Here is a 12,868-nt window from a genome sequence, read left to right on the forward strand (position 1 = left end):
AAAAACCGCCCTTTCCTTCTCATACCGAAATATTAGGCTAATTTATTGTTTGACTTCTGCCCATACGCGATCATACACAGCCGTTGCTTCGCCTACATCTCTTGCATAGATGCCTCTTTTCAGTTCATTGGCAGGTAAATCAATTACACTTCGCAGATCTTCAGGCAATTGTTTTAGAGCTTCTTTATTCGGATTGCCATATGGGTAGCTCATCGTAATTTCCTTGCTGATTTCAGGGCGCAGTAAAAAATCGATAAACCTTTCGGCATTTTCTTTATGTAGTGCTCCTTTCGGAATCACTACATTCTCCTGCCATAAAAGCAAGTACTCCTTCGGCAGAACAAGCTTAATATCCGGATTTTCCTGTTGAGCGAGGATAGCCTCACCCCCGTATAAAATCCCTGCCTTCACCTCATTATTTGCCAAAACAGTTTTCGGGCTTTCGTTATCAAACAGTTTGATGTTAGGCAGCAGCTCTTTCATTTTTTTGCCTGCTTCCTCAATTTGCTTTTCATCTTTTGTGTTTGGATCATATCCTTCCATAGCGAGCATGGCACCTAAAACAAAGCGCATATCATCAGATGCCACAATACCGTTTTTAAACTGGGGATCAAATAAATCCTTGTACCCTGTCACTTCCTTATCCACGAGTTTTTCGTTGACTGCGATAATGCCTGTCCCCCACATAAAGGGAATAGAGTAGTCATTGTTCGGATCAACGTACAATCCCATAAAATCCTGATCAATGTTCTTCAAGTGAGGAATATTGCCTTTATTGATCTTTTCCAGCATTCCCTGCTTCTCCATAATTTCTAGATAATACAAGGTAGGGAACACAACGTCATAACCTGATTGGCCAGCGCTTAATTTTGCATACATCTCCTCATTAGATGCGTACGTATCATAGTTCACTTTTATTCCTGTCTCTTCTTCGAATTTTTTGATGACTTGATCCGGAATATACTGAGACCAGTTAAATATATTTACCGCTTTTTCATCTTCTTTTGACTTAGTCTCCTGGTTGCAACCGCCTAGAATGAATACAGCTGCTAATATAACTGAACTAACACTTAACAAATATATTCTCTTCCACGTGCCGCTTTTCATTTTCCCTCATCCTCCCGACGAGCTGCTGAATGATAGAAGCTTTTATTTAACAGCTAATTTTTCAGACTGTGCATGTTCATAAACAACCATTCCATCCATGATCGTTAACTTTACCTTTGCCTGTAAAATGTCTTTCGCAGGCAACGCAAACAGATTGCGATCTAAGACAGTAAGATCAGCCAACTTCCCTTTTTCCAGCGTGCCGAGTTCATCCTCTGCAAAAACACCGTAAGCAGAACCTAAAGTATAAAATCTTAACGCATCCGCCAACTTAATTTTCTCGTTGGGATTCCATCCGCCTTTTGGTTCATCGTTTATGTTTTCTCTCGTAACTGCCCGGTAAATACCAAGAAGCGGATTTATTTCAACGATTGGATAATCACTTCCGAACGCAAGGTGTGCTTGGGAATCTTGTAAACTTTTAATCGACCACGTCCGCCTGGAGCGCTCTTTCCCAAGACGGGATAAATAGACGTTGCTCGCAAACTCTTCTGTATTCATATGCTCGGGCTGCATAGATGCAATCACACCTAATCTAGAAAAGCGAGGAATATCGTCAGGGTCAATTACTTCAATATGCTCAATGGTATGCCTGGCATCCCGTCTGCCGTTAGCTTCCATTGCTTCTTCATAGGCGTCAAGCCCCAATTGGACAGCCCCATCACCACAGGCATGCAGCCGGACCCGGAACCCTTCTCGATCGGCTTCAGCAACCCATTTCTTAATCGTCTCTGGAGGCAGAAAAGGCTCGCCGGCAGTTGGGAGGTCGGTATAATCCTCCAGCATAAGGGCTGTATAAGTTGCCGGCACTCCATCTAAAAATTGCTTTAAACCAGAGAACTTTAATTTTTTAGAATTAAATGCCCGCCGTACTCGTTTGGCATAGTCTAAATTTCCGTTTAACACCGTTAAAAAGTTAATTCTTGTAGTTAACTTCCCCTCTTCTTCAAACTGTTTGTATAAATGAATATCACCTAATTCATATCCTGTAAGCGGCAGCATATCACTGACACTTGTAATCCCGAACTTAGCCGCTTTATTTAAAAACTGCTCGAGCAGCTGCTCTTCCTTTTCCTTAGGTAATCGAAAGGCCTCCTGAGCTAAACTAATCGCTGTTTCGTAGAGAATTCCGATCGGTTCCCCTGACTCATCTTTGAATATCTTCCCAAAGGCCGGTTCCGGGGTCTGTTTATCGATGCCGAGTACTTCCATTGCCTTCGTATTCAACCAGATGCCGTGACCTTCTTCATTGACTAAAAGAACAGGCCTGTCTGGAATTAATTCATCAAGAGTTTGGCGGCTAGGCAATGTATGCTGATCCCAGTGTACGTGATACCATCTAAATCCAAATATCCAGGGATCATCTGGCCGCTGATCGGCAAACTCTTTTACCATAGCGGCTGCTTCCTGCTCTGACTTGGCATCAATGAGTGACACGCTATCTGCATATAAACTCCCTAAAAATAAATGAAGATGAAAATCATGAAATCCGGGCAGGATGAGCTCATCATTAAAGCTATATACTTTCGTTTGAGTGCCGATATAGGTCTTGCTCTTTTCTTCTGTACAGATATCGCTAATTCTATTGTTCTGGATAATGACTGCTCCTGAGACAGGCTCGTCAGTTAAACCTGTAAAAATAGCGTTTCCCTTTAAAATAATGTCTGCTTTAGCCAATGGACCCGTTCCCCCGATCTTTTCTAAATTAGATGCAATAGGCGCTTTTACTATATAAATTGTTTATAAGACATTCAGTCGGCTGTCCTATTACACACCATTCCATTTAGTTACTATTGCTTTAGCTCCGCCCAAATCCTATCATAGATAACCGTTGCTTCTCCTACGTCCTTCATGTGTGTGCCTCTTTTAGCTTCTTCTTCCGGAATATCAATTTCTTTTCGAATATCTTCAGGCAAAAGCTTTACGGCCTCTGTATTTGGATTCGCGTACGGGTAATCCATCACAATTTCTTTACTAACTTCCGGACGGAGAATATAATCGATGAACTTCAAAGCATTTTCTTTATGCTTCGCTCCTTTTGGAATAACAAAGTTGTCTTGCCACAAACTGAGGAATTCCTTTGGATAAATTTTCTCTATCGCCTTATTTTCCCGTATAGCCAGACTTGCCTCAGCCCCGTAGACAATTCCGCCTTTCACTTCTCCGCTCGCCAGCAACGCTTTCGCATTATCGCTGTCAAATACTTTAATGTTCGGCTTTAATTTCTTTAGCCATTTGCCTGCTTCTTCTATTTCTTTTTCATTTGTACTGTTTGGGGAGTAGCCTAAAACCGCCAAAGCCGATCCGATAACTGTACGGGGATCATCCAGAATAACAAGACTGTTTTTAAATTGTGGATCAAGTAAATCTTTAATAGAAGTAACCTTTTTGTCTACCAAATCTGTATTCATCACGATCAGTTCCTCTCCCCATAAATATGGAACTGAATACTTATCTTCTGGGTCTGCATCTTTTCCTAAAAACTCTTCCCCGATATTTTTAACATTAGGTATTTTCCCTTGGTCAATTTCTTCCACAAGCCCTTCCTTTATCAGTACATCAACATAGTAAAGTGAGGCAACGGCAAGATCATATTGTCCTTGTCCCGTATTTAACTTGGCAAACATTTCTTCATTCGAAGAGTAGGTCCCATAGTTTACTTTGATGCCCGTTTCTTGTTCAAAATCCTTAATTACTTTTTTTGGCAAGTATTCTGCCCAATTAAAGACGTTAAGCACTTTTTCGTCCGAGCTATCCGTAGTTGCCTCACTTCCACAGCCGCTCATAATGAAGGAAGCAAGTATTAGCAGTACAAGTATTAAACGAAAACCCTTTCTCGCTTTCACAACTCATCCCCCATTTCACTTGTTTTCATGACAGCTGCCTAGTTCTGGTTTTATCTCTTTCTCGTTTGCAGCTTTTGGGCGAAAACCACGAATGTAAGTGTGACAATAAGCATTAATGTAGATAAAGCATTGATTTCTGGAGTCACCCCGTGCCGGACCATCGAGAAAATTTGGAGTGGCAGTGTAGTGCTATCAGGGCCAGCAACAAAAAAGCTGACAATCACATCATCAATTGAGATAGTGAACGCCAGCATAGCACTTGCCGCAATCGCTGGACCTAAAAGAGGAAAAGTAATTAAGCGAAATGTTTGCCACTCGTTTGCTCCTAAATCTTTAGATGCCTCTTCAATTGACTGGTCAAATCCTTTTAGTCTAGCGTTGATGACCACTACGACAAACGGTATGGAGAAGGTAATATGCGCTATAAGCAGAGTGCCCATTCCTAACGGGACTTTTATCATTGAAAAAAACGCCAATAAGGCAATCCCCATCACAATTTCAGACATAACAAGCGGAACATAGAGCATCGCATCTATCATTCCTTTTCCTCTAAAACGATATCGGTACATCCCTACGGCTACCAAAGTTCCCAGCATCGTGGAAATGACTGTGGAAAAGAAGCCGACTGTCAGGCTAATCTTTGCAGCTTCCAAAATGCTAGTATTGGTCCATAGCTTTGCATACCATGCAAACGTAAACCCCTTCCAAACAGCGTTTAGTTTTGAATCATTAAATGAGTAAGCCACTAATATAGCAATAGGGACATACAGGAAGGAGTATATAAACACGGCATAAGCGACAGAAGGCAAACGGGTAAGTCTACTCATATTACAACAACTCCGTATCATCAGTTTTTCCGCCAGATACCTTTAGATAGAAGAGAATCATCATTAAAGTAAGAACCATTAAAATGATGGAAGCCGCCGAACCAAATGGCCAATCTCTGGCAGTCAAAAATTGATTTTTAATTAAATTGCCGATGATCATTGTCTTGGCTCCACCCATTAAGTCGGAGATGAAGAAAAGTCCCAATGTTGGTATAAACACAAGTAAAGAGGCAGCAACGACTCCTGGAAATGTAAGCGGCAAGGTAACGTTTAAAAAGGTTTGCCACGGTCTTCCTCCTAGGTCGCTAGAAGCTTCCAAAAAAGTCCGATCTAGCTTTTCAATGGAAGCGTATAGAGGTAAAACAGCAAACGGGAACAGTGTGTACACAAAGCCAATCAAGGTCGCTCCACTGTTATAGAGCAAAGTGAGCGGCTCAGCAATTAAACCAATCTTCAATAGAATAGTATTGATGACCCCTTCTGTTCTCAATAAAACAATCCATGCGTACGTGCGAATTAAGGAGTTCGTCCAAAACGGAACAATGACAAGCAATAGCAGCAGTGTCCGATACTTAGCAGGTGATTGAGCGATAATATAAGCAAAGGGATATCCGAAAACGACACAAATTAACGTAGTCGCCGCTGCCATAGCGATAGACACAACAATAATCCGGAGATATAGAGGCTCAAAAAAACGGGCATAGTTCTCGAGCGTAAACGTATATTCAATACCACCATATGTCCCTCGGGACATGACACTGACGACGAGTATAAAGAAAAGCGGGATAAATAAAAATAGTAGCAGCCAGATCGTGACAGGAGAAATGGTCCAGATGGCAGCAAGGTTTATTTTTTTTTTCGAATGTTTTATTTTGGGCTTGATAGGAATATCAGTGGCAAGAGTTGCATTTTCTTTTTTCAACATTTCTCACCTGCTTTTTCATAGGTTTAACAAGAGGCTGCCCTCTGCAGATATCCATTCTGCTTTCGAGACAGCCCTTGCCGTTTTAAAAGATTTTATATACCAGGTAAAATAACTAAATATTCAGTCATTTAAAAGTAAACTTCAAGCGTTAGTCAGCTCTTCATTTTTTGCTTTATAGATGGGAGCCGTCTTTTCAATGATATCCCAATCCATTCCCCGTGCTTTTATTCTTTCCAAAATAGGGGCTGGTTCAATTAATTCAGGCGGAATACAGCCTGTTTCACGCAACAATCCGGCAGCCATCATATCAACTGCTGCCACAGGCGGAACCCCTGTTTGCCAAACTGTCGCTTGGAAGCCGCTATGCTGGTACACTTCATCGTGATTAGCCATCGTGTAAATAAATAATTCTTTCTTTTTCCCATCCTTTGTTCCTGTAACGAGCGCTCCGATAGCTGAGTATCCATGAATTTTCCCAGCTAAATCTGCTGGCTTCGGCATTGTTTTGACCACTACGTCAATAGGAGCGACAGTGGAACCCTTCACATTAATTTCTTCTCTGCTATCAAGCCCCAAATAGCTTAACACTTGAAGGGTATTAACAAAATCCGGATGAAGGGCATATTTAAAGTCCACGTATTTACAGCCTTTTTGCCTGCCGATGGTGTCTCCAATCGTTACCGGCTCCTCGTGCTCTACGTTGTAACAGTCCATCCACCCAATAGGTTCCGGGAACTCAAACTCATCTTTATTGGCAAATGGCGTTGAATAATATTGGATTCCCTTTTTATGGGTCCAGTAGTTTGGTTTTGCTAAGCATTCTTCAATCGCTGTTTGCGGACTAAAATAAGCACAGAATCCATCATAATCCACTTTCGAGTTATCTCCATCCCGAATAGAAATGGACTCTACTGTATCTAATTCATCAACGCCGTAACGAGCGGCGATATTTGCAAATCCAGGGTCGCAGCCAAGTCCCATGATCCCCAAAATGCCCGCTTGCCTAAAGCGGTCATTCCATGACAATTGCTCTTTCAAGCCTTCTGGACTGGCGGCAGCCATATCTATATAGTTAGTACGAGTATTTATACAGGCTTCCATTACAGTAAAGTTATTATCCGGAAGTCCCGAGTGTATGACTACATCTACACCTTGAAGCGCTGATTCTACTTCTTTCAAACTACTAGCATTTACTTGCTTAATGATAATTTCAGCATTTGTCTTTTTTTGATATTCTTTTGCGAGTTCATTTGCATGATCAGTAAAAATATCTGCTAACACCAATTTTTTCAAATAATTCCCTTTAACCAATTCAGATGCCACTACTTGACCGACTCCCCCTACTCCTATAACGATCGCTCTCATGAGTATTCCTCTCCCTTTTGGTATTTAATAAAATAAAAGTATTTACCAAGCATATGGATTTCTGCTTTTACATAGTTTTCCGATTTTTTCACCCCCTTAAAAGTTGTTAAGCTCTGAGTATGACTGAGTCTTTTGGATGCCAGCCAATATAAAGTTGGTCTCCTATCTTACTCATGCCTCTATGCCCCTCTGTTTCATTTACTGTTACATGCTGACCATTTGGAAACTCGAAAATTAATTTAGTAACTGAACCAACGTAAATTTTTTCCCGAAGGATTCCTCTAATCGCTGTCAACTCTTCATCAGGGGCAGGAAGGATTTTCATTTTTTCAGGGCGAACAGCTATCGATACTTGATCTGATAGATCGCTTGTAAATTCACGGTGTACCTTAATTTCCTGACTCGCACAGTTTACATAGACAAATTGGTCATCCATTCGGGTCACGGCACCCTCAAAGAGATTCGTTTCACCGATGAAATCAGCAATAAATCTCGTTTTTGGCCGTTCGTAAATCTCCGTTGGCGAGCCAATCTGTTCAATCATGCCGTCGTTCATAATAATGATGCGATCGGACATCGTTAGAGCCTCTTCCTGGTCGTGCGTTACATATACAAAGGTAATTTGAAGTTCCTGCTGCAGATGCTTTAACTCCACTTGCATTTGCTTTCTAAGCTTTAAATCAAGCGCTCCCAAAGGTTCATCCAATAACAGCACTTTAGGGTTATTCACTAAGGCTCTAGCAATGGCAACACGCTGCTTTTGCCCGCCGCTTAGCTGATGCGGTTTTCTTGATGAGAATTTCTCCAGCTGTACAAGCTTAAGTATTTTTTCTACCCGTTCCTTTATTTCGCTTTTAGGTACTTTTTTCATTCGTAACCCATACGCAATATTGTTAAAGACACTCATGTGAGGGAATAGAGCGTAACTTTGAAAAACGGTATTCACATCCCGTTTATAGGGTTCTACATGATTGACCATCTGGCCATTGACCCATACTTCGCCTTCCGTCGGCTGCTCAAAGCCTGCAATCATTCTTAGTGTCGTTGTTTTTCCACATCCTGAAGGACCGAGCAACGTAAGAAATTCTCCGGATTCTACTGAGATATTAATGTTTTCTGCAGCCACGAAATCTTTAAATCTTTTAGCTACATTTTTTAGTTCAACCATTGGCACACTCAAGCGATCCCCTCCCATTCGTATGCCTTACAGCATTTTTAGCTGCTTATTAATCGGCAAACCAGCCTGTAGGTTCTACCTTTAACGTATTAATGATTTGCTTCACTTCTGTATATTCATCAAATCCATAAGTTCCAAGCTCTCTTCCAATGCCGCTCTCTTTGTATCCTCCCCATGGGCCTTCTACTAAGTTCTGCTCATACGTATTTATCCAAACAACTCCTGCCCGGATATATTTAGCCATTCGTTCTGCCTTTGCTGTGTCAGATGTAAAAATCCCTGCTGCTAACCCGTAAGGAGAGTCATTAGCAATGTTCAGCGCTTCTTCTTCTGTATCAAATGGAATGACACAGAGAACAGGTCCAAAAATTTCTTCTCGGGCAATGGTGGCACTTGGATCAACATCGATAAAGATCGTCGGTTCAATAAAGTACCCCTGCCCACAGTCCTCATCGAGCAAACGGCGGCCTCCACAAATGAGCTTTGCTCCCTCCTGCTTGCCTATTGCAATATACTTTTCTATCTTTTCCATATGCTGTTTGCTAATAACCGGCCCCATTTGCGAAGAAGGGGCAGCACCGTTACCTACTCGAATTTTCTTAGTCGCCTCAGCTAAATCTTTAGTGAAACGATCATAAATTTTCCTTTCAACTAACAGACGGGATCCTGCCGAACATACTTGCCCTGAGTTATTAAAAATAGCGAACGCTGCATAATCTAAAGCGCTTTCATAATCAGCATCAGCAAAGATAATATTTGGCGATTTCCCCCCTAATTCAAGCGATACTTTTTTCAAATTGCCTGCAGCTTCTTTTATAATGTGTTTTCCGGTTACAGTACCGCCTGTAAAAGCGATCTTATCTACAAGAGAACTGGTAACGAGCGGCTGTCCGGCATTTGGACCCGTTCCATTTATTAAATTAACGACTCCTTTCGGAAAGCCAACTTCGTCAATCAATTCAAAAAGGCGAATAGCGGTTAGTGGTGTGAGTTCGGAAGGCTTTAAAATACATGTGTTGCCTGCTGCTAATGCCGGTGCCAGCTTCCAGGCAGCCATCAAAAGGGGATAATTCCATGGGATGATTTGGCCGCACACGCCAATTGGTTCTCTCACTACTCGTGAAACAAGAGGTTCCGTCGTCTCAAACGTTTCACCTGTGGGCTTCGTTGCCAAACCTGCATAATAACGAAAGGTTTTAACCGCCTCAGCGATATCACCTTGCGCTTCTCTCAGCGTTTTCCCATTATTAGCCGTTTCTATTGCAGCAAGTTCCTCCTGATGTTCTTCCATTTTTGCGGCCAGCTTCGTAAGCAACGAGGCCCTTTCATGAGCTGACATAGAAGGCCATTGTCCTGTATCAAAAGCTGCACGCGCCGCCCGAATGGCTCTTTCGGCATCCTGCGCGTTAGCTGATGCCACCTCGGCAATTTCTTCTCCTGTAGCCGGATTAATAATAGAAAGAGTCTCCCGGCCAGCCGGTTCTGTCCACTCTCCGTTTATATATAATTTTTTCAGATTTACTGTATCCGTCCATGTCCCAATAAGCGATAATTTCTCTGCCTGACTCATTGTCTATCGATTCCCTTCTTCTTTATTTAAACAGGGCCTTTATAGCCCTGCTGATTAACTAGTTACAGCTGGCTGTTGGGCTAGGTTTGCTACATGTTTATCGATTGCATTAATAACCGTATCGATTTGTTTATACGTGATAACAGCAGGCGGCTCAATCCGGATAACCGTAGCATTATTCAACGTTCCGCCTACAAGGATTTGATCATTAAATAATCGCTTTGCCAATTCAAAGCCAACTTCATTTGTGGCAAACTCCATTCCAATTAACAATCCCTTTCCGCGAACCGCGACCATTACTTCTGGATAACGTTTTTGAATTTCAGCTAATCTCTCCATGATGTAATCGCCTTTTTCACGGGCTTGTTCTACGATATTCTCTTCTAGGATCGTTTTAATTCCGGCAATGGCTCCCGCACAGCAAAGAGGATTTCCGCCAAATGTTGAAGAGCCGAGCAAGAAAGGATTTTCCTCCATTTTCTTCCACAAGTGCGGACGAGCTACCATGGCTGTAATCGGCATCACTCCGCCCCCAAAAGCTTTGCCGAGTGTCATAATATCCGGGACAACATTCCAATGATCAATACCAAACAAAGTTCCTGTTCTGCCCATCCCGGTTTGTATTTCATCTACAATTAATAAACAGCCATGCTCATCACAAATCTCTCTCAATCTAGGGAAATAATCATCAGATGGAATATTAATGCCGCCTTCTCCCTGAATCGGCTCAACCATAATACCGGCCACTTTTTCCCCTGTCGCCTCAAGCTGTTTAATAGCATTTTCCATAGCATCTGCATCACCGAACGGAACATGATGGAAGCCAGGGACAAGCGGTAAATAAGGCTCTCTGAATACAGCTTTCCCTGAAGAAGAAAGGGCACCAAACGTTTTTCCGTGGAATCCATTTACCGTAGAAATAAAGTGAGTCTTTCCTGTTGCCAAACGTGCCAATTTAAACGCCATTTCATTGGCCTCGGCACCTGAATTTGTGAGATAAGTATACTGCATATCCCCCGGCGTAATAGCTGCTACAAGCTTAGATAAGTAGCCTCTCAGCGGGTCAACTAGTTCCTGGCTATGCAACGCATAACGCTTCAATTGGGCCTCTACTGCTTTTACTACTTTTGGATGACGATGTCCTAATAAATAAACGCCGTAGCCGCCCAGGCAGTCGATAAATTCTCTGTTCTTCGTATCACGAAAAATAGCCTGCTCGTCCTCCCACTCTACAAATGAAAAGTCAGTAGAAGCTGATTTCCGATGCTCCAAGATAGCCCTGTTTACAAAATGAGTAAAATTATAAATGGAATCCTCAATAATTTGGTCCTTCTGCTTCTCGTTAAGTGAATCGCTTTCAATTAATTCCAAAATCTCTGTTGCTATTTGAAGTGCTTCCTCATTCGATTTCCTCATCTTTTTCATCCCCTTATTCGTTTTTATACCTACGCCTCTATTAATGCAACTGCTGTGCCAGCTTCCAAAACTAGTAATATCACTGTTAGACAGCCTTATGAGCTGATTTTATTTCTCATCTATGAGAAATTTAAGAGGGAGTTAGATAAATTATTCAGAAAGTTCCATTTGTTTAGCTGATTTTTTGCTTTTTCTCATTTATGAGAAGTCTTTATCAGATTTGATAATTTTTTTCTACACAGTCTTTACTAAATAAAAAAACTATCTGATCTACCGAAATTTAGCGGTTATCAGATAGTTTTGCTTATCATCTTCCGTATGGAACAGTTTAAAAGAATTTATCCAGCAGCTTATAGTAATACTTCATAACACTGACCACTTTAGCATGTTGATGGTAAAAAGGAATAGGCGTTAACGTTGTTTTCTCTAGTGGATTTTTTCCTCTTCCGATCTGCAGAACATTTGCCGCAATTAATTTCCCCATTAATGTTGACATTGCCGCTCCGTGACCTGCATATCCGAAAGCAAAATGAGTTCCATCTTCGAGCTGACCTATATAGGGAACTTTCTCTCTTGTAAATCCTACTTTTCCACTCCATTCATATTCAATAAGAGCTGTTTTCAGATCAGGAAATACTTGATTCATCCCTTCACGAAGCTGTAAAAATAATCGTTTGGCATCACGCTTGCTCGTTGTTCTTCCTGATCCGCCGAACGCCAACCGATGATCATCGGTTTTTCTAAAATAATACAGTAAGTTTTTCGTATCATACACTCCACGATTTTTTTTAATCAATTTATTCAATACATGAGGAGGCAATGGCTCAGTCGCGATCATAATACTTTCAATTGGTATCACGGCTCTTCCTATGGTTTTATGAAGATCACCTGAATAAGCGTTCGTGACGATTACGATCTGTTCAGCCTTAATTGTCCCCTCATTAGTTGTTACGATTACTTTTCCACCGCTGTTTCTCTCTATTTTAAGAGCTTCCGTTTCTTCAAAGATCCTACCGTCTAGCTCTTCAACTAGATTAGCCAGAGCTAATGCATAATTAAGAGGGTGGAAAATAGCACTCTTTTCATCAATGCACCCTCCCATATAAAACGAGGTGCTTAACTCCTGCTGTATATCCTGTCTTTCAATAATTTTAACTTCATGATCGAAATCGCGCCTCAATATTTCTTGTTCACGCTTTAAGGATTCCAAATGAGCCGGTTTATAAGCCGCTTGCAAATGCCCTTCTCTGTGAAAATCACACATAATATTATTCTCTCTAATAATGTCCTCAATTAAGTCTATCGAGTCTATTGTTAAACGCAGCATTTGCTTTGCCGTTGAGAGTCCATATTTTTTAGTGAGTGCACTCATCGATATTACATATCCGGTTAGGATCTGTCCGCCATTTTTTCCACTGGCACCGCTGCCGATTTTGCCTTTTTCCAGAATGATTGTTTGACAATTATTCTTTTGGAGGTGATAGGCTGTTGATAAACCTGAAAATCCACCGCCAATGATGACTACTTCGCATTCTTGATCCCCTTCTAGTCTCTCCCAGTGCCTTCGCTCTTGCTGAGTCGCTTCCCATAATGATAGATTGCTCACTTTTTCTCCGCCCTTCTTTCGCTGAGCCC

General features: G+C 41.6%; 10 protein-coding genes. All 10 read right to left on the bottom strand.

The window, feature by feature from the left end; all coding sequences use genetic code 11:
* Positions 1–42: 42 nt before the first annotated feature.
* Positions 43–1,107 (bottom strand): ABC transporter substrate-binding protein, encoded by a 1,065-nt coding sequence (locus A8F95_RS05800; RefSeq protein WP_065409687.1) that lies wholly within the window; start codon positions 1,105–1,107, stop codon positions 43–45.
* Between the two features lie 42 nt (positions 1,108–1,149).
* A complete protein-coding gene (locus A8F95_RS05805; RefSeq protein WP_065409688.1) occupies positions 1,150–2,784 on the bottom strand; it encodes an amidohydrolase in 1,635 nt (544 codons plus the stop codon).
* Between the two features lie 113 nt (positions 2,785–2,897).
* Entirely contained in the window at positions 2,898–3,953 is a 1,056-nt protein-coding gene (locus A8F95_RS21880; RefSeq protein WP_065409689.1) for an ABC transporter substrate-binding protein, read from the bottom strand.
* A gap of 50 nt (positions 3,954–4,003) precedes the next feature.
* Positions 4,004–4,780 carry an ABC transporter permease subunit gene (locus A8F95_RS21885; protein WP_095407446.1) on the bottom strand — a complete coding sequence of 259 codons (777 nt, stop codon included), beginning with the start codon at positions 4,778–4,780 and terminating at the stop codon, positions 4,004–4,006.
* Between the two features lies 1 nt (position 4,781).
* The gene (locus A8F95_RS05820; RefSeq protein WP_425414972.1) at positions 4,782–5,702 is read right to left on the bottom strand and encodes an ABC transporter permease; all 921 of its coding nucleotides are present in this window, start codon (positions 5,700–5,702) and stop codon (positions 4,782–4,784) included.
* Positions 5,703–5,846: 144 nt separating this feature from the next.
* Complete coding sequence (locus tag A8F95_RS05825; protein WP_065409692.1) at positions 5,847–7,070, bottom strand: saccharopine dehydrogenase family protein; 1,224 nt, start codon at positions 7,068–7,070, stop codon at positions 5,847–5,849.
* A gap of 106 nt (positions 7,071–7,176) precedes the next feature.
* Positions 7,177–8,250, bottom strand: a complete 1,074-nt coding sequence (locus A8F95_RS05830; RefSeq protein ID WP_095407447.1) for an ABC transporter ATP-binding protein — start codon at positions 8,248–8,250, stop codon at positions 7,177–7,179.
* Between the two features lie 46 nt (positions 8,251–8,296).
* On the bottom strand, positions 8,297–9,817 hold the full coding sequence (locus A8F95_RS05835; protein ID WP_065409693.1) for an aldehyde dehydrogenase family protein: 1,521 nt from the start codon (positions 9,815–9,817) through the stop codon (positions 8,297–8,299).
* A 54-nt stretch (positions 9,818–9,871) separates the two neighbouring features.
* On the bottom strand, positions 9,872–11,233 hold the full coding sequence (locus A8F95_RS05840) for a putrescine aminotransferase (RefSeq protein ID WP_065409694.1): 1,362 nt from the start codon (positions 11,231–11,233) through the stop codon (positions 9,872–9,874).
* A 328-nt stretch (positions 11,234–11,561) separates the two neighbouring features.
* Positions 11,562–12,839: an NAD(P)/FAD-dependent oxidoreductase gene (locus A8F95_RS05845; protein ID WP_077247236.1), complete on the bottom strand. Its 1,278-nt coding sequence runs from the start codon at positions 12,837–12,839 to the stop codon at positions 11,562–11,564.
* Positions 12,840–12,868 lie beyond the last annotated feature (29 nt).

This window comes from Pseudobacillus wudalianchiensis, assembly GCF_001685015.1.
Lineage (GTDB): Bacteria > Bacillota > Bacilli > Bacillales > Domibacillaceae > Pseudobacillus > Pseudobacillus wudalianchiensis.